General features: G+C 72.1%; 17 protein-coding genes and 1 tRNA gene. 5 read left to right on the forward strand and 13 right to left on the reverse strand.

Going from position 1 to position 16,522, the window contains the following annotated elements; all coding sequences use genetic code 11:
- Position 1 precedes the first annotated feature (1 nt).
- The 4 genes from ACZJYS_RS08110 (at position 2) to ACZJYS_RS08125 (ending at position 4,498) form a co-directional block, all read left to right on the forward strand.
- The gene (locus ACZJYS_RS08110; protein WP_109517808.1) at positions 2–1,195 is read left to right on the forward strand and encodes an ABC transporter permease subunit; all 1,194 of its coding nucleotides are present in this window, start codon (positions 2–4) and stop codon (positions 1,193–1,195) included.
- Positions 1,192–2,124 (forward strand): ABC transporter ATP-binding protein, encoded by a 933-nt coding sequence (locus ACZJYS_RS08115; RefSeq protein ID WP_109517807.1) that lies wholly within the window; start codon positions 1,192–1,194, stop codon positions 2,122–2,124. Before ACZJYS_RS08110 ends, ACZJYS_RS08115 begins: the two co-directional genes overlap by 4 nt.
- Positions 2,121–2,843 carry an ABC transporter permease gene (locus tag ACZJYS_RS08120; protein ID WP_109517806.1) on the forward strand — a complete coding sequence of 241 codons (723 nt, stop codon included), beginning with the start codon at positions 2,121–2,123 and terminating at the stop codon, positions 2,841–2,843. The genes ACZJYS_RS08115 and ACZJYS_RS08120 overlap by 4 nt, the downstream gene beginning before the upstream one ends.
- Positions 2,844–3,004: 161 nt before the next feature.
- A complete protein-coding gene (locus ACZJYS_RS08125) occupies positions 3,005–4,498 on the forward strand; it encodes a methyl-accepting chemotaxis protein (protein ID WP_493177064.1) in 1,494 nt (497 codons plus the stop codon).
- A 29-nt stretch (positions 4,499–4,527) separates the two neighbouring features.
- Here the strand turns inward: ACZJYS_RS08125 and ACZJYS_RS08130 are convergent, their stop codons facing one another.
- From ACZJYS_RS08130 to ACZJYS_RS08155, 6 genes are all read right to left on the reverse strand, one after another.
- Positions 4,528–5,532, reverse strand: coding sequence for a branched-chain amino acid ABC transporter permease (locus ACZJYS_RS08130; RefSeq protein WP_379648609.1), 1,005 nt, complete (start codon positions 5,530–5,532; stop codon positions 4,528–4,530).
- 3 nt (positions 5,533–5,535) lie between these two features.
- Complete coding sequence (locus tag ACZJYS_RS08135) at positions 5,536–6,423, reverse strand: branched-chain amino acid ABC transporter permease (protein ID WP_109517804.1); 888 nt, start codon at positions 6,421–6,423, stop codon at positions 5,536–5,538.
- An 87-nt stretch (positions 6,424–6,510) separates the two neighbouring features.
- Positions 6,511–7,767 (reverse strand): ABC transporter substrate-binding protein, encoded by a 1,257-nt coding sequence (locus ACZJYS_RS08140; protein ID WP_109517803.1) that lies wholly within the window; start codon positions 7,765–7,767, stop codon positions 6,511–6,513.
- Between the two features lie 138 nt (positions 7,768–7,905).
- Positions 7,906–8,610, reverse strand: coding sequence for an ABC transporter ATP-binding protein (locus ACZJYS_RS08145; protein ID WP_109517802.1), 705 nt, complete (start codon positions 8,608–8,610; stop codon positions 7,906–7,908).
- Positions 8,603–9,379 carry an ABC transporter ATP-binding protein gene (locus ACZJYS_RS08150; protein WP_219929764.1) on the reverse strand — a complete coding sequence of 259 codons (777 nt, stop codon included), beginning with the start codon at positions 9,377–9,379 and terminating at the stop codon, positions 8,603–8,605. Before ACZJYS_RS08150 ends, ACZJYS_RS08145 begins: the two co-directional genes overlap by 8 nt.
- A 128-nt stretch (positions 9,380–9,507) precedes the next feature.
- Entirely contained in the window at positions 9,508–9,963 is a 456-nt protein-coding gene (locus tag ACZJYS_RS08155) for an Rrf2 family transcriptional regulator (protein ID WP_493177068.1), read from the reverse strand.
- Between the two features lie 47 nt (positions 9,964–10,010).
- Here ACZJYS_RS08155 and cysK point away from each other — a divergent pair, with 47 nt between their 5' ends.
- Positions 10,011–10,994 carry a cysteine synthase A gene (cysK, locus tag ACZJYS_RS08160; protein ID WP_493177070.1) on the forward strand — a complete coding sequence of 328 codons (984 nt, stop codon included), beginning with the start codon at positions 10,011–10,013 and terminating at the stop codon, positions 10,992–10,994.
- Positions 10,995–11,072: 78 nt separating this feature from the next.
- Here cysK and ACZJYS_RS08165 read toward each other — a convergent pair whose 3' ends face one another.
- The 7 genes from ACZJYS_RS08165 to guaB form a co-directional block, all read right to left on the reverse strand.
- Positions 11,073–11,342 carry a hypothetical protein gene (locus ACZJYS_RS08165; protein ID WP_109517800.1) on the reverse strand — a complete coding sequence of 90 codons (270 nt, stop codon included), beginning with the start codon at positions 11,340–11,342 and terminating at the stop codon, positions 11,073–11,075.
- A 305-nt stretch (positions 11,343–11,647) separates the two neighbouring features.
- Positions 11,648–11,721: transfer RNA gene (locus ACZJYS_RS08170), tRNA-Pro, on the reverse strand.
- A gap of 184 nt (positions 11,722–11,905) precedes the next feature.
- On the reverse strand, positions 11,906–12,346 hold the full coding sequence (locus tag ACZJYS_RS08175) for a MerR family transcriptional regulator (protein ID WP_109517799.1): 441 nt from the start codon (positions 12,344–12,346) through the stop codon (positions 11,906–11,908).
- Positions 12,347–12,382: 36 nt separating this feature from the next.
- Complete coding sequence (locus ACZJYS_RS08180; protein WP_109517798.1) at positions 12,383–12,691, reverse strand: integration host factor subunit alpha; 309 nt, start codon at positions 12,689–12,691, stop codon at positions 12,383–12,385.
- A gap of 172 nt (positions 12,692–12,863) precedes the next feature.
- A complete protein-coding gene (locus tag ACZJYS_RS08185; protein ID WP_379633669.1) occupies positions 12,864–13,427 on the reverse strand; it encodes a GNAT family N-acetyltransferase in 564 nt (187 codons plus the stop codon).
- A 41-nt stretch (positions 13,428–13,468) separates the two neighbouring features.
- A complete protein-coding gene (locus tag ACZJYS_RS08190; protein ID WP_493177072.1) occupies positions 13,469–14,788 on the reverse strand; it encodes an RsmB/NOP family class I SAM-dependent RNA methyltransferase in 1,320 nt (439 codons plus the stop codon).
- Positions 14,789–14,881: 93 nt separating this feature from the next.
- Positions 14,882–16,405: an IMP dehydrogenase gene (guaB, locus tag ACZJYS_RS08195; RefSeq protein ID WP_493177075.1), complete on the reverse strand. Its 1,524-nt coding sequence runs from the start codon at positions 16,403–16,405 to the stop codon at positions 14,882–14,884.
- Positions 16,406–16,522 lie beyond the last annotated feature (117 nt).

Below are 16,522 nucleotides of genomic sequence, written 5' to 3' on the forward strand. Positions count from 1 at the left end.
CATGCCGCCGCGACCGGCCGCCCTCGCCGCCCGCGCCGCGCCCGAGCCCGCCGCCCCGCCGCGCGAGGCCACCGCCGTGGCGCTGCTGGCGGCGGGGGCGGCGCTATGCCCCTTCCTGCTCGGCTGGCTCTCGCTGGCGCCGAACCGGCTGCTCAGCCCCCGCCCCGCCGCCCTGCCGATGACGCCGGGCGTAACGCTGGGGCTGGGAGCCTTCCTGTTCGCCTGCCTGGCCGTGCTGCTGCTGGCGCGGCGGGAGCGGCTGCTGCCCTGGGCCGAGGCCGCCGCCGCCCTGGCGCTGACGGCGCTGCTGGCGACCCTCGGCCTTGGCGCCGGCATGGCGCTGGAGGGCGTCTCGCCGCTGGCGCGCGCCATGCCGGCGGCCGGGCCGTGGCTGGCGGTGCTGCTGCTGGCGCTGGCGGCGGGAAGCTGCGCCGCCGGGCGCGGCGGCACGCCGGCGCGCTTCCTGCTGCTCTCCGCGCTGGGGGCCGCCGGGCTGCTGGCGGCCGGGCTGCTCGACGGCCTCTCCGTGGTGCGGGAGGCGGCGGCGCGCGGGGCCGAGATCCGTGCCGCCCTCGGCCAGCACCTGCTGCTGGCCGGCGGCGCGCTGGCGCTCGCCCTGGCGCTGGCGGTGCCGCTCGGCCTGCTGGCGCTCTCCCGCCCGCGGCTGGAGGCGGTGCTGATGGCGGTGGCCAACGGCTTCCAGGTGATCCCCTCCATCGCCTTGTTCGGCCTGCTGATGGGGCCGCTGGCGGCGCTGGCGGCGGCCTTCCCCGGGCTGCGCGCCTGGGGGGTGGGCGGCATCGGGCCGGCGCCGGCCATGCTGGCCATCTCGGCCTACCTGCTGCTGCCGCTGGCCAGCGCCCTGCTGGCCGGGCTGCGCGTCGCGGGGCCCGCGCTGCTGGATGCCGCGCGCGGCCAGGGGCTGACCGCGCGCCAGACCCTGCTGCGCCTGCGCCTGCCGCTCGGGCGCGGCGTCATCCTGGGCGGGCTGCGGGTGGCGGCGGTGCAGGCGGTGGGGCTGGCCACGCTGGCGGCGCTGATCGGCGGCGGCGGCCTCGGCGCGCTGGTGTTTCAGGGCATCGGCCAGCTCGCCACCGACCTCATCCTGCTCGGCGTGCTGCCGGTGGTGGCGCTCTCGCTGCTGGTGGACGCCCTGCTGGCCGCGCTGCAATCGGCGCTGGAGGTGCCGCGATGATCCGCTTCGAGGGAGTCTCCCGCCGCTATGGCGACCGCGCCGTGGTGGACCGGGTGACGCTGGAGGTGCCCACGGGCAGCATCTGCGTGCTGCTCGGCGAGAGCGGCTCCGGCAAGTCCACGCTGATGCGCATGGTCAACCGCCTCGTCGAGCCCAGCGCCGGCCGCGTGCTGGTCTCGGGGCGGGACGTGGCGCAGGCCGAGCCGGAGGCGCTGCGGCGCGGCATCGGCTATGTCATCCAGTCGGTCGGGCTGTTCCCGCACTGGCGGGTGGCGGAGAACATCGCCACCGTGCCGCGCCTGCTGGGCTGGGCGCCGGAGCGCGCCGCCGCGCGGGTGGACGAGCTGCTGGCGCTGGTGGGGCTGGAGCCGGAGCGCTTCCGCGCCCGCTTCCCGCACGAGCTCTCGGGCGGGCAGGCGCAGCGCGTGGGGCTGGCGCGGGCGCTGGCCGCCGACCCGCCGCTGCTGCTGATGGACGAGCCCTTCTCCGCCCTCGACCCCGGCACGCGGCGCGACCTGCAGGCGGAGCTGCGCCGCATCCATGCCAGCACCGGCAAGACCATCCTCTTTGTCACCCATGACGTGGAGGAGGCGCTGGCGCTGGCCGATCATCTGGCGGTGCTGGAGGAGGGCCGGCTCGCCGCGCATGGCCGCCCGGCGCGGGTGCTGGAGGATGGCTCGGACCGCAGCGTGCGCCGCCTGTTCGGCGAGGAGAGCCTGGCCTTCCACCGCCTCGGCACCCTGCCCGCCGCCCGCCTCGCCCGCGACGAGGATGCGGAGGACGGCCTGCCCGTGCTGCCTGCCGCCGCCTCGCTGAAGCAGGCGCTGATGCTGATGCTGGAACAGGGCGCCGACCGCCTCGCCGTGCCGGCCGAGGCCGGCTTCCCCGGCGGCACGCTGCACTGGGCCGACCTGGTGCGCGCGGCGTGAGCCGGCCGCTCCTCTGGCTGCTGGCGCAGGCCGCCGCCTTCCTGCTGGCGCTGTGGGCGGCGCCGCGCGCGGAGGGGCTGTGGCGCTGGCTGTTCCCCGGCATCGCCCGGCCCGTGTGGGAGAGCCAGGGCTGGTTCACCCTGCTGGGCGAGCACCTGATGCTCTCGCTCGGCGCCGCGGCCATCGCCGGCGCCATCGGCCTCGGCGCCGGCATCCTGGCCACGCGGCCGGGCGGGCAGCGGCTGCGGCCGCTGCTGGACGCGGTGTTCTCCCTGGCCCAGGCCATCCCGCCCGTGGCGGTCATCGCGCTCGCCCTGCCGCTGCTGGGCTTCGGCGCGGCGCCCACCCTGCTGGCGCTGGTGCTCTATGCCAGCCTGCCGGTGATGCGCGGCGCCGTGGCGGGGCTCGATGCCGTGCCGCCCGGCGTGCTGGATGCCGCGCGCGGCACCGGCATGGGGCGTGCGGGCATCCTGGCGCGGGTGGAGCTGCCGCTGGCGCTGCCGGTGATCCAGGCGGGGCTGCGCGTCGCCGTCGTGCTCTCGATCGCCACCACGGCGGTGGGGGCCGTGGCCGGGGCGCAGTGCCTGGGCACGCCCATCGTCACCGGGCTGGCCAATGGCAACATGGCCTGGGTGGCGCAGGGCGCCGTGTTCACCGCCTGGCTGGCGCTGCTGGCGGACCGGGCGCTGCGGCTGGTGCTGGCGCGGAGCACGGGATAGGCGCGGCGGGCAGCACCAGGACTGCCGGGCCGGAGGCCCATGCGCCAAACCTGCCGGAGGCCCATGCGCCACACCTGCCGGAGGCTCAAGCGCCACACGTTCAGAATCCTTTACCGTCCCCGGGCATAGCCTCGCGCCACTTTCTCTCCCCCGAGGTAGCCATGCTCGATACGATCTGCGCCGCCCTCCCCCCCAGCGCGGCGGCCCGCATGGCCGCCGTCCAGGCCAGCCAGGCGGTGATCGAGTTCCAGCTCGACGGCACCATCCTCGGGGCCAACGACCTGTTCCTGCGGGCCATGGGCTACACGATCGAGGAGATTCGCGGCCGGCCGCACAGCATGTTCATGGAGCCGGGCGCGCAGTCGGACCCCGCCTACCAGCTGTTCTGGCGGGAGTTGCGGGCGGGCCGCTTCCAGAGCGCCGAGTTCCGGCGGATCGCCAAGGGCGGGCGCGAGGTCTGGATCCAGGCTTCCTACTGCCCGGTGCTCAACCGCTGCGGCAGGCCGGCGCGCATCATGAAGTTCGCCACCGACATCACGGCCAGCAAGATGCTCGCGGCGGACCATGCCGGGCAGATCGCCGCCATCCACCGCTCCCGCGCCGTCATCGAGTTCGACCTGTCGGGCAAGGTGCTCACCGCGAACGAGAATTTCCTCGCCGCCACGGGCTACCGGCTGGACGAGATCGTGGGCCAGCACCACTCCATGTTCATGCACCGGGAGGAGCAGCGCCTGCCCGCCTACGAGGCCTTCTGGCAGGCGCTGCGCAACGGCCAGTACCAGGCGGCCGAGTTCCGGCGCCGGGCCAAGGGCGGCCGCGAGATCTGGATCCAGGCCATCTACAACCCGATCTTCGCGCCCTGCGGCCGGCTGATGAAGATCGTGAAATACGCCACCGACATCACCGCCACGGTACAGGCGCGGCAGCGCCGCCTGCAGATGGGGCAGGAGGTGGCCGGGGAGCTGTCCGGCATCTCCAGGGCGGCCGAGACGACCCTGCACCGCGCGGAGGCCGCGGCCCGCTCCACCGGCGAGACCCTGGGCAAGGTGCAGACCATCGCCCAATCGGCGGACGAGATGGCGAACTCCGTCTCCGAGATCAACCGGCAGGTGCGCAGCGCCTCGGAGGTGTCCCTCGCCGGCCAGGCGGAGGCGGAGCGCGCCTCGGTGACGGTGGCCGATCTGGTGCAGGCGGCCGACCGCATCGGCGAGGTGCTGGGGCTGATCGCCGCCATCGCCGGGCAGACCAACCTGCTGGCGCTGAACGCCACCATCGAGGCGGCGCGCGCCGGCGAGGCCGGCAAGGGCTTCGCCGTGGTGGCCTCCGAGGTGAAGAACCTCGCCAGCCAGACCGCCAAGGCCACCGGCGAGATCAGCAGCCAGGTGGGCCAGATGCGCAGCGCGGTGGAGCAGACGGTGGGGGCGATCCGCTCCGTGGCGCAGCGGATCGAGGCGATCTCGGACATCGCCACCGCCATCTCCAGCTCGGTGGACGAGCAGAGCATGACCACGCGGCAGATGGCCGAGAACATGACGCAGGCCGCCGGGGCGGTGGGGGCCATCAGCCAGAGCCTGCAGGGCATCAACGAGGCGGCGCAGCAGATGCAGAGCAACATCCGCAACGCCGCCGACCTCTCGCAGGCGCTGATCTCCTGAGGGGCGGGGCGCGCCGCCCCGCCCGCCGCCTACAGGCGCACCTTCAGCACCCGGCCCAGCTCGCCCACCACCCCGGCGCGGAAGGCCAGCACGCAGGCGACGAAGATGACGCCCTGGATCACCGTCACCCAGGCGCCGAACTCGGCCAGGTAGTTCTGCATGGTGACGATGACGGCCGCCCCCACCACCGGGCCGAACACCGTGCCGAGCCCGCCCACCAGCGTCATCAGCACCACCTCGCCGGACATCGCCCAGTAGACATCGGTGAGGGTGGCGATGCCGAAGAGCAGCGCCTTGGTGCCGCCGGCGATGCCGGCCAGCGTGGCGGAGAGGGTGAAGGCCACCAGCTTGTAGTCGTCCGTCCGGTAGCCGAGCGAGGTGGCGCGCGGCTCGTTCTCGCGGATCGCCGTCAGCACCTGGCCGAAGGGCGAGTGGACGATGCGGTTGATGAGCAGGAAGCCGGCCAGGAAGACCGCCGCCACCACCCAGTAGAGCGACATGTCGCGGCTGAGGTCCACCACGCCGAGCAGCGCGCCGCGCGGCACGCGCTGGATGCCGTCCTCGCCGCCGGTGAAGGGCGCCTGGAGGCAGAAGAAATAGACCATCTGCGCCAGCGCCAGGGTGATCATGGCGAAGTAGATGCCCTGGCGGCGAATGGCGATCCAGCCCGCCACCACGCCAAGCCCCGCCCCCACCACGCCGCCGGCCAGGATGGCCAGCTCCGGCGTGAGGCCCCACACCTTGGCCGCATGGGCCGCGACATAGCCGCCCATGCCGAAGAACATGGCGTGCCCGAAGGAGAGCAGCCCGACATAGCCGATCAGCAGGTTGAAGGCGCAGGCGAAGAGCGCGAAGCAGAGCAGCTTCATCAGGAAGACGGGGTAGAGCAGGAACGGCCCCACCAGCAGCGCCGCCAGCATCACCAGGAAGGCGATGCTCTGCGCCCGGTTGAAGCCCAAGCCCGAGAGGCCGAGCAGCCCGGGGGATTCGGGCGCCAGCATCGCCGGCGCCGTGGATGCGTGACCACCGGCCATGGCTCAGGCCCTCCCGAACAGGCCGGCCGGCCGCGCCAGCAGCACGATGGCCATGATGACGAAGATGACGGTGGAGCTGGCCTCGGGGTAGAACACCTTGGTCAGCCCCTCGACCAGGCCGAGGCCGAAGCCGGTGACCACCGAGCCCAGGATGGAGCCCATGCCGCCGATGACCACCACGGCGAAGACGACGATGATGAGGCTCGACCCCATCTGCGGGTTCACCGAGTAGATCGGCGCCGCCAGCACCCCGGCGAAGGCGGCGAGCCCCACCCCCGCCGCGTAGGTGAGCGTGACCATGCGCGGCACGTTGACGCCGAAGGCCTGCACCAGCGCCGCGTTCTCGGTGGCCGCGCGCAGATAGGCGCCGAGCCGCGTCTTCTCGATGACGAGCCAGGTGGCCAGGCTCATCCCCAGCGCCGCCACCACCACCCAGAGGCGGTACTTCGGCAGGAACATGAAGCCGAGATCGACCGGCGGGCCGCCCAGCGCCTCGGGCGGCGCGTAGGGCAGGCCGGAGGAGCCGAACTGGTTGCGGAAGATGCCCTCAATGATCAGCGCCAGCCCGAAGGTGAGCAGCAGGCCGTAGAGGTGGTCGAGCTTGTAGAGGCGGCTGATCATCGTCTTCTCGATCAGCACGCCGAAGGCGCCGACGATCAGCGGCGAGAGCACCAGCGCCGGCCAGTAGCCGATGCCCACCCAGTTCAGCAGCATCCAGGCGACGAAGGCGCCCATCATGAACTGGGCGCCGTGGGCGAAGTTGATGACATTCAGCATGCCGAAGATGACGGCGAGGCCGAGCGAGAGCAGCGCGTAGAAGGCGCCGTTCACCAGGCCGAGCACGATCTGCGGCAGGCCGAGCTCAATCTGGAAGAGCAATTCCTCAAGCACCGGCGAGACTTCCCGTGGCGAGCGGCTTCAGGGTCCGGCCGGGCGCACCGTGGCGTGCCCGGCCGGAGTGGCGGCGGAGATGCTGGATCAGCTCTTCACCAGGCTGCAGCCGCCCTCGGAGAGCGGGCGCCAGGCCTCGTCGGCCGGGGTGGTCTGCAGCACCTTGTAGTAGTCCCAGGCGCCCTTCGATTCCTCAGGGCTCTTGACCTCGAAGAGGTAGACGGGGTGCAGCTTGCGGCCATCCTCGCGGATGCGGCCCTGCCCGAAGCAGTCATCGTCGGTCGGCATCGCCTTCATGCGCGCCACCGCCTCGGCGCCGCTGGCCTTGGCCGCCGCCACGCCCATGTCGCCCACCGCCTTCAGGTAGTGCAGCACGGAGGCGTAGCAGCCGGCATGCGACATGGCGGGGTAGTTGCCGCCCATGGCGCCCTTCACCCGGCCGGTGAAGGCGCGGGTGCGGTCGTTCAGGTCCCAGTAGAAGCTCTCGGTGCAGACGAGGCCCTGCGCCGCCTTCAGCCCGAGGCTGTGCACGTCGTTGATGAACATCAGCAGCACGGCGATCTTGGTGCCGCGCCGCGTGACGCCGAACTCGGCCGCCTGCTTCACGCTGTTGATGGTGTCCGTGCCGGCATTGGCCAGGCCGATCACCTTGGCGCGGCTCTGCTGCGCCTGCAGCAGGTAGGAGGAGAAGTCGGTCGACTGCAGCGGGTGGCGCACATTGCCCAGCACCTTGCCGCCGGCCGCCTGCACGAAGCGGGTGGTGTCGCGCTCCAGCGCATGGCCGAAGGCGTAGTCGGCGGTGATGAAGAACCAGCTGTCGCCACCCGTCTTCACCATGGCGCCGCCGGTGGACTTGGCGAGCATGTAGGTGTCGTAGGTCCAGTGCACCGTGTTCGGGCTGCACTGCGCGCCGGTGAGGTCTGTCGTGGCGCCGGTCGAGTTGAAGTAGGCCTTGTTCTTCTCGCGGACGACGGCGTTCACCGCCAGCGCCACCGCCGAGTTCGGCACGTCGACGATGACATCGACGCCGTCGCGGTCGATCCACTGGCGGGCGATGGTGGAGCCGACATCCGCCTTGTTCTGGTGGTCGGCGAAGACGACCTCGACATTCACCCCGCGCTGGGCGATGCCGGAATCCTGGATCGCCTGCCGCACACAGGCCACGGAACCGGGCCCCGAGATCTCGCGGTAGACGCCGGACTGGTCGTTCAGCACGCCGATCTTCAGCGTGTTGGCGCCCTGGGCGCGGGCGCGGCCGGGCAGGCCGGCGAGCCCCGCCCCCAGGGCGGGGGCGATGGCCGCGGCGGCGGCGGTCTTCAGCAGGCTGCGGCGATCTTGTGCCATGTCTCGGTTCTCTCCCAATGCCCCTGTCGTCCCCCGGGGCCGGGTCTGGTGCCTCCGCCGGCGCAGTGCGCCGCCGGCCGGCGGAGGCGTGCAAGCCTGTGGCGGTCCGGGCCGGGGCGCCGGCCGGACGCCGAGAAGTCAGACGCCGAGGTAGTCGTGCAGCCGGTCCATCGCGCCGGCGAGCTCGGCATTGCTCACCGCATCGACCACGCGGCCATGCTCCACCACGTAGTGCCGGTCCGCCACCGTCTGGGCGAAGCGGAAATTCTGCTCCACCAGCAGCACGGTGAAGCCGCGCGCCTTGATCTCGCGGATGGTGCGGCCGATCTGCTGCACGATGACGGGGGCGAGGCCCTCCGTCGGCTCGTCCAGCATCAGCAGCTTGGCGCCGGTGCGCAGGATGCGGGCGATGGCCAGCATCTGCTGCTCGCCGCCCGAGAGCTTGGTGCCGGGGCTGCGCGCCCGCTCCTTCAGGTTCGGGAACAGGGCGTAGATGGCCTCGAGCTCCATGCCGCCCTCCCGCACCTTGGGCGGCAGCATCAGGTTCTCCGTCACGTCGAGGCTGGCGAAGATGCCGCGCTCCTCGGGGCAGAGGGCGATTCCGGCGCGGGCGATGCGGTCGCTGCGCGCGGCCACCAGTTCCTGCCCCTCGAAGCGCACGCTGCCGCTGCGGCGGCCGACCAGCCCCATGATGGCGCGCAGCGTGGTGGTCTTGCCGGCGCCGTTGCGGCCGAGCAGCGTCACCACCTCCCCTTCCCGCACCTCGATGTCCATGCCGTGCAGGATGTGGCTCTCGCCATACCAGGCCTGGAGGTTCTCGACCTTCAGCAGCGGCTCAGCCATGGGCGGCGGCTCCGGCGATGGAGGGATCGGTGCCGAGATAGGCGGCGACGACCTCGGGGTTGCGGGAGACGGTGGCGTAGTCCCCCTCCGCCAGCACGCGGCCGCGCGTCAGCACCGTGATGGTGTCGCACAGGCCTTCGACCACCTTCAGGTTGTGCTCCACCATCAGCACGGTACGGCCCTGCGCCACGCGCTTCACCAGCGCCACGATGCGGTCCACATCCTCGGCCGTCATGCCGGCGGTGGGCTCGTCGAGCAGCATCATCACCGGGTCGAGCGCCAGGGTGGTGGCGATCTCCAGCGCGCGCTTGCGGCCATAGGGCAGCTGCCCCGCCGTCAGCGCGGCGTAGGAGGAGAGGCCGACATCCTCGAGCAGCTCCCGCGCCCGCGAATCGTACTGCCGCAGCACGCGGTCGGAACGCCAGAAATCGAAGCTGCCGCCGCGCTGCCGCTGCAGCGCCACGCGCACATTCTCCAGCACCGTCAGGTGCGGGAACACGGCCGAGATCTGGAAGCTGCGCACCAGGCCGAGCCGCGCCACCTCGGCGGGCTTCATGCGGGTGATGTCGCGCCCGTCGAAGCGGATCTCGCCGCGCGTCGGCGGCAGGAACTTGGTCAGCAGGTTGAAGCAGGTCGTCTTGCCGGCGCCGTTGGGCCCGATCAGCCCATGGATGCTTCCCCGCCGGATCTGGAGCGACACGTCGCCCACGGCCACGAAGCCAAGGAACTCCTTGGTCATGCCGCGCGTCTCCAGGATGGTGTCCGTCACCCTGCGCTCCCTTTCATTGCACGCTCCCCGAGATCCCGTTCCGGGACCATTGCGACGCACAATGGACGAGGCGCAAAGCCCTCTGCAAGCAAAGCTTTCAGGGTCTGCCGCGCAGCCTCGCGGCCGCCTCAGATGGCGAAGTTCAGCGCCTCCGGCGTCGGGCGCTGCAGGCCGGCCAGGGCGGCGCGGCGCAGCAGCTCGGCCACGGTGCGGCCCGAAAGCGCCTCCAGCAGCCCCGCCTCCAGCTCCTCCCACAGCGGCATCATCACCCGCACCTGCAGAGGCGAGGGCGGCGGCGGCACCGGCTCGGCGGCGGTGTCTCCGCCGGTGGCGGCCGCCACCACCTCGGCCAGGGTGATGTCGCGCGCCGCGCGGCCCAGCCGGTAGCCGCCCTTCGGCCCGCGCGTGCTGCCCAGGATGCCGGCGCGCGAGAGGGCCTGCAGCACCGGCTCGATACCCCGGCGCGCCTCGCCCAGGCGGTCGGCGATATCGCCCGCCGGCACGGTGCTGCCGCGCCCCGCGTGGAAAGCCACGTCCAGCACGATCGACACCGCCGTCATCGCCCGATCCCGCCGCAACAACATCGCATTCACCCCTGAACCACGCATCCGATACGTGGTATAGCCGCCCCATGCCCGAAGGAAACACCCCCCGCGCCATTCCCGGCGCCACCCGGCCCGGCGGGATGCACGAGAGCATCCTCAGCACCATCGGCAACACCCCCCTGGTCCGGCTGCCCCGGCTGGAGGCAGCGCGTGGCCTGAAGGCGCGGCTGGCGCTGAAGCTGGAATTCTTCAACCCGCTCGGCTCGGTGAAGGACCGGATCGGCCTCGCCATGATCGAGGCGGCGGAGCGGGAGGGGCTGATCCACCCGGGCGAGTCGGTGCTGGTGGAGCCGACCTCGGGCAACACCGGCATCGCGCTGGGCTTCGTCGCCGCCGCCAAGGGCTACCGGCTGATCGTCACCATGCCGGACGGCGCCAGCGTGGAGCGGCGCAAGATGCTGCGCCTGCTGGGTGCCGAGGTGGAGCTGACGCCCGCCGGCCAGGGCATGTCGGGCGCCATCGCCCGGGCCGAGGCGATCGTCGCGGCGACGCCGGGCGCCTGGATGCCGCGGCAGTTCGACAACCCCGCCAACCCGGCGGTGCATGCCGCGACCACCGCCGAGGAGATCTGGGCCGACAGCGCGGGGCTGGTGGATGTGGTGGTGGGGGGCGTCGGCACCGGTGGCACCCTCACCGGCATCGCCCGCGCGCTGAAGCCGCGCCGCGCGGGGATGCGCGTGATCGGGGTGGAGCCGGCCGAATCCGCCGTCCTCTCGGGCGACGACCCGGGCCCGCACGAGATCCAGGGCATCGGCGCGGGCTTCCGCCCCACGGTGCTGGAGCTGCACCGTCTGGACGCGGTGCGGCGGGTGACGGAGCGGGAGAGCTTCGCGGCCGCCCGGCTCTGTGCACGCACCGAGGGGCTGCCCATCGGCATCTCCTCCGGCGCGGTGCTGCATGCCATGCTGGAACTGGGCGCGGAGCCGGCCATGGAGGGGCAGCTGATCGTCGGGATCGCCGCCTCCTTCGCCGAGCGCTACCTCTCCACCGACCTCTTCGCCGGCCTGTAGCGCCGCCTCAGGCGGCGCGCGCCCGCCGCGGGAGGATCTGCGGGCGGGGAATGCGGGGGCTGCCGGCCGGGGCGCCGCTCACAGGCGGCGGAGATAGCTGTGCACCGCCTCCCATGCGTCCCGCGCCGCATGATGGTGGCCGAACTCGTGCACCAGGTCGTAGCCGTAGTTGCGGAAGTCGGTCTTCAGGATGTCGATCCACCGCCGCCGCTGCGGCGATTCCTGCCCCGCCAGAACCTGCTGGATGGCCCGCTCCGCCGCCACCCGTCCCAGGTCGCGTGCCCGCGCCGGGGCGGTATCCTCGGAAATACGTGCATGGATCTCGTGGCCGATCTGATCGAACACCATGCCTCCGCGAATCATTGCAACCATCCCTGGCACTTCATTGTGCACCGACAATGATTTTAGACGATTCCCGACTTTGCGGCAATTCTGTGGCTAGTCTTGGAAGCACCGCAGCATGACACGCTTGCGCGAGGGCTGAGAAGGCGGAGCGACGCGGCGCGCCGCCTGCCGGCACGCCGCCCCTGGCCGCGCCCCGGAGGTGAAAAAGCGACATGAAAAAGCCCGGCCACCTGCGAGGGCGGCCGGGCTTTCAGGAAGCCGAAGATGCCCGAAAGGGCATACCGGCCGGCGATCCTTGGCTTGGCGTATCGGGCAGGCGGGATTCGAACCCACGACCCCCAGTCCCCCAGACTGATGCGCTACCAGGCTGCGCTACTGCCCGCTGTGCCAGGATGCCGGCTGGCCTTCAGCACCAGCCGGGGCGGCTGGAGCGTATCGGCTCCGACGACCGGGGGCATAGCACCCGTGCCGCCCCGCCTCAACCCCCCGCCCCGAAGAAGATGGGGTTAATCTGCCCGCGAAACCGCCATGGGGCACCGGCCGCCCGCCACCCTGGCCCGGGGCGGCTAGCGGCCCATGCGGGCGGCGAGGATGCGCAGCTCGGCCGCGAGCGCCTCCAGCTCCGCCACCGCATCGCGCAGCGCTGTCGCGGCGGGCTCGTGCGGCGCGCCCTCCGCCTCGGGCAGGTCGGCCTCCGCCTCCCCGCCCCCTTCGCCGCCATTGTCGCGCAGCAGGCGCTGCACGCCCTTGATGGTGTATCCCTGGGTGTAGAGCAGGTCGCCGATGCGCCGCAGCAGGGCGATATCCTCGGGCCGGTAGTAGCGCCGCCCGCCTCCGCGCTTCAGCGGCTTGAGCTGCGGGAACTTGGTCTCCCAGAAACGCAGCACGTGCTGCGGAATCTGCAGATCCTCCGCCACCTCGCTGATGGTGCGGAATGCCGTCGGGGCCTTGCGCGGTCGGCCGGTGGCCTCCGGATCCTCTGGCATCGGATGCACCCCGTCATTCATGCGGTCAATTCCACATTGCGGCCGGCATGGCCGGCATCACTCATCACCCGCGCGCACCGCCTCGCCGTTGAGCCGGGCCTTGAGCACCTGGCTGGGGCGGAAGGACAGGACGCGCCGGGGCATGATCGGCACCTCGACTCCCGTTTTCGGGTTGCGACCGACTCGCATCCCCTTCTGCCGCACCGAGAAGGTGCCGAAGGCGGAAATCTTCACGGGGCGGCCGGATTCCAGCGCAGCCGAGATGCGCTCCAGCACATCCTCCAGCAGCGCAGCACTTTCGTTTCGCGACAGGCCGACCTGGGCATAGATCGCCTCGGCCAGTTGCGCGCGGGTGATGGTGTTCATGACCGAGCGCGGCCCATGGCTGTCTAACTCCTCGCAACCCCTTCTGGTTAAAAGAGAACCGGGATGGGTCGCTGGCGTCAACCATGCGGCGGGGTGTGGCGCAGAAGCTTCAATCGGGCGAGACATTTTTGCAACACCCCCTCCCCCAAACGGGCAGACCGGGGGCATGGGCTCAGGCACCATCCGCGCGCGCGGTGGAGAGGAGAAGGGTCTGGATCGGATCCCAGAGCAGGGCGGTCTGCGGCACGGACACGCCGCCGACTCGCACCATGTCCGTGCCGACCAGGCGCCCGCCGAGATGCTGGTAGAACCAGCGGGCGGGATTCTCGCTCAGCACCCAGAGCATGGCGGAGCGGCAGCCGATGGCAGCCAGATGCGCCGCCGTGGCGCGCATCAGGCGCCGGCCCACGCCGCGCTCGCGCCAATCCTCCAGCAGGTAGAGGGTCTCGATCTCGCCCTGCGCCAGGGTCGGCCGGCGCGCACGGGCACCGGAAGCGAAGCCCACCACCTGCGACGGGCCGCAGCCGGTCTCCGGCTCCGCGATGGCGACGAACATGGCGGCGCCTTCCCGCCGCTCCAGCAGGCTACGCTGATAGAAGGCGGCGACGCGCGGCAGAGACAGGCCAGCGAGATAGGCCTCGGGCAGGATACCGGGATAGGTGCTGCGCCAGGTCTCGATATGGACGGCGGCGATGGCGGCGGCATCGGCCGGGCGGGCCTTACGGATGCGGATCATCGGCGTGCCCCCATCCCTTCCCGTTCCGCCGCCCAGCCGGGCTATTCCTTGCGGCGCAGCACGGCGGCGAAGAAGCCGTCCGTGCCATGGCTGTGTGGCGCGAGTTCCATCCAGCGGCCATCGCAAGGCGGCGGGCCAGGCGGCGTGGCCGGCGCGAAGGCATCGCTCCAGGCCTCAGCGACCGGGACGGCCTCATACTCGCCGTGACGCGCCAGAAAGGCCTCGACCTGCAATCCGTTCTCCTCGGGCAGCACCGAGCAGGTAGCGTAGACCAGCCGCCCGCCCGGGCGCACCAGTTCCGCGACGGTTTCGAGGATATCTCGCTGTTTGGTGACCAGCTCCTCGAGATCGCGTGGCTGCGTGCGGGTGCGGGCATCGGGGTTGCGGCGCCAGGTGCCGGTGCCGGTGCAGGGCGCATCGACCAGCACGCGGTCGAACTGCCCGGCGCGGCGCTTCACCCAGCGGTCGCCGGCCTGCAGCAGGTGGCGCTCGGCATTGTCCACGCCGGCGCGGCGCAGGCGCTTCACCGCGCCTTCCAGCCGCATGGCCGAGACGTCGCAGGCGACGATGCGGCCGCGGTTGCCCATGGTGGCGGCCACCGCCAGCGTCTTGCCGGCGGCGCCGGCGCAGTAATCGACCACGCGCATGCCCGGCCGCGCGCCGGTCAGCAGGGCGATGAGCTGGCTGCCCTCGTCCTGGATCTCGATCAGCCCCTCGGTATAGGCCTTGCTGGCCAGGATCGGCCGGCGGTCGGCGATGCGCAGCCCCCAGGGCGAGAACGGCATCGGCTCGGTGGGCACGCCCTCGGCGGCGAGGGCGGCGGCGGCGGCCTCGCGCGTCGTGCGCAACAGGTTGGCGCGGAGGTCGAGCGGCGCCGCCTGCTCCATCGCCGCCATCGCCGCCGGCAGCTCGGCGCCGAAGCGGGCCTGGAAGCCGGGCAGCGCCCAGTCCGGCAGGTTGTGGCGCACCGCCTCGGGCATGTCCTCATCGAGCAGGGGTGCGCCGGCGAGCGCCTCGATGACGCTCATCTCGCCCGGGTCGGGGGGCGCGGGGTTGAAGCGGCCGCCGCAGAAGGCCTGCAGCACGCCGTCGCGCGTCCAGCGCTCCACCAGCAGCAGGTGGGCCATCACCAGCAGGCGCGGCGTGACGGGCACGCCGCCCGCCGCCAGGTGCCACTCCAGCCGGATGCGCTGGCGCAGCACGCCCCAGGCGCGCTCGGCCACCGCGCGGCGGTCGCCGCTGCCGATGTAGCGGCGCTCGCGGAAGAAGCTGTTGGCCGTGGCGTCGGCCGGGCGGCGCGGCGCGGCGGCCACCTCGGCCAGCAGCGCCACCGTGGCGGCGATCCGCGCGGAAGGTGTCATGTCGGAATGTACTCACCCCAGGCGCACACGCCCAGACTCGAAGAAAAAAGATGGGGGTCCGGGGGAATTCCTTCCCCCGGCCTTGTGTCGCGCTCAGCCGTCCTGCCGGTAGTTCGGCGCCTCGCGCGTGATGGCGACATCATGCACATGGCTCTCGCGCAGCCCGGCCCCGGTGATGCGGCGGAAGGTGCAGTTGCGCTGCATGTCGGCGATGGTGGCATTGCCGGTGTAGCCCATGGCCGACTTCAGCCCGCCCACGAGCTGGTGGATCACCGGCCCCACCGGCCCCTTGTAGCCGACGCGCCCCTCGATGCCTTCCGGCACCAGCTTGAGCTGGTCCTGCACCTCGGCCTGGAAGTAGCGGTCGGCCGAGCCGCGCGCCATGGCGCCGAGGCTGCCCATGCCGCGATACGACTTGTAGGACCGCCCCTGGTAGAGGAACACCTCGCCCGGCGCCTCGTCCGTGCCGGCGAAGAGGCTGCCCATCATCACGCAGTCGGCGCCGGCGGCGATCGCCTTGGCGAGGTCGCCGGAGGAGCGGACGCCGCCATCGGCGATGGCGGGGATGCCCTTCTCATGCGCCGCCGCCGCGCTCTCCATCACCGCGGTGAGCTGCGGCACGCCGACGCCGGCCACAATGCGCGTGGTGCAGATGGAGCCCGGCCCGATGCCGATCTTCACGGCGTCCGCCCCCGCCTCGGCCAGCGCCTCGGCCGCCTCGGGCGTCGCCACGTTGCCGGCGATGACCTGCACGCTGTTGGACAGGCGCTTGATCTTCTCCACCGCCTTCAGCACGCCGGCGGAGTGGCCATGCGCCGTGTCCACCACGATCACGTCCACCTCGGCGGCGATCAGCAGCTCGGCGCGGCGGAAGCCGTCCTCGCCGGTGCCGGTGGCGGCGGCGGCGCGCAGGCGCCCCATGGCGTCCTTGGCCGCGTTCGGGTTGGCCTGCGCCTTGTCCATGTCCTTGACGGTGATCAGGCCGATGCAGCGATAGGCATCGTCCACCACCAGCAGCTTCTCGATGCGGTGCTTGTGCAGCAGGCCGCGCGCCTTGTCGGCCGAGACATCGGCGGTGACGGTGACGAGGTTCTCCCGCGTCATCAGCTCATAGACCCGCACATTCGGGTCGTTGGCGAAGCGCACGTCGCGGTAGGTGAGGATGCCAACGAGGCGCTTGCTGTCGCGCTCCACCACGGGGATGCCGCTGATGCGGTGCGCCGCCATCAGCGCCTGCGCCTCGGCCAGGGTCTGGTCGGGGTGGATGGTGACGGGGTTCACCACCATGCCGCTCTCGAACTTCTTCACCTGCCGCACCTGCGCGGCCTGGTCTTCCGGCGTCAGGTTCTTGTGGATGACCCCGATGCCGCCGGCCTGCGCCATGGCGATGGCCATCGGCCCCTCGGTGACGGTGTCCATGGCGGCCGAGATGACCGGCATGTTCAGCGTGATCTCGCGCGTCAGGCGGGTGCGAACATCCGTCTGGTTCGGCAGCACGGTGGAGTAGGCCGGGACGAGCAGCACGTCGTCGAAGGCATAGGCCTCGGCGATCAGGGTGCGGCGCGGCGCGGCGCCGCGCTCGGCGGGGCCGTCGGTCGGGATGGTGTCGGGAGCCATGGCGGGAGCCTTTCGGACAACTCTTGCGGCGCGTTCCGCAGCCTTGGCGCGTCCCCCTACCCCAGATTCGCCACGCGCCGCAAGCCGCGAGCGCGTGACGATTGGGGGATCCTGCCC

This window comes from Roseomonas sp. TS2, from assembly GCF_058833935.1.

Excerpts from the sequence above, each read along its gene's own strand:
- ACZJYS_RS08110 (WP_109517808.1), top strand. The coding sequence starts at position 2 with ATGCCGCCGCGACCGGCCGCCCTCGCCGCCCGCGCCGCGCCCGAGCCC.
- ACZJYS_RS08115 (WP_109517807.1), top strand. The coding sequence starts at position 1,192 with ATGATCCGCTTCGAGGGAGTCTCCCGCCGCTATGGCGACCGCGCCGTG.
- ACZJYS_RS08125 (WP_493177064.1), top strand. The coding sequence starts at position 3,005 with ATGCTCGATACGATCTGCGCCGCCCTCCCCCCCAGCGCGGCGGCCCGC.
- ACZJYS_RS08130 (WP_379648609.1), bottom strand. The coding sequence starts at position 5,532 with ATGGCCGGTGGTCACGCATCCACGGCGCCGGCGATGCTGGCGCCCGAA.
- ACZJYS_RS08140 (WP_109517803.1), bottom strand. The coding sequence starts at position 7,767 with ATGGCACAAGATCGCCGCAGCCTGCTGAAGACCGCCGCCGCCGCGGCC.
- ACZJYS_RS08145 (WP_109517802.1), bottom strand. The coding sequence starts at position 8,610 with ATGGCTGAGCCGCTGCTGAAGGTCGAGAACCTCCAGGCCTGGTATGGC.
- ACZJYS_RS08155 (WP_493177068.1), bottom strand. The coding sequence starts at position 9,963 with ATGTTGTTGCGGCGGGATCGGGCGATGACGGCGGTGTCGATCGTGCTG.
- cysK (WP_493177070.1), top strand. The coding sequence starts at position 10,011 with ATGCCCGAAGGAAACACCCCCCGCGCCATTCCCGGCGCCACCCGGCCC.
- ACZJYS_RS08165 (WP_109517800.1), bottom strand. The coding sequence starts at position 11,342 with ATGGTGTTCGATCAGATCGGCCACGAGATCCATGCACGTATTTCCGAG.
- ACZJYS_RS08175 (WP_109517799.1), bottom strand. The coding sequence starts at position 12,346 with ATGAATGACGGGGTGCATCCGATGCCAGAGGATCCGGAGGCCACCGGC.
- ACZJYS_RS08180 (WP_109517798.1), bottom strand. The coding sequence starts at position 12,691 with ATGAACACCATCACCCGCGCGCAACTGGCCGAGGCGATCTATGCCCAG.
- ACZJYS_RS08185 (WP_379633669.1), bottom strand. The coding sequence starts at position 13,427 with ATGATCCGCATCCGTAAGGCCCGCCCGGCCGATGCCGCCGCCATCGCC.
- ACZJYS_RS08190 (WP_493177072.1), bottom strand. The coding sequence starts at position 14,788 with ATGACACCTTCCGCGCGGATCGCCGCCACGGTGGCGCTGCTGGCCGAG.
- guaB (WP_493177075.1), bottom strand. The coding sequence starts at position 16,405 with ATGGCTCCCGACACCATCCCGACCGACGGCCCCGCCGAGCGCGGCGCC.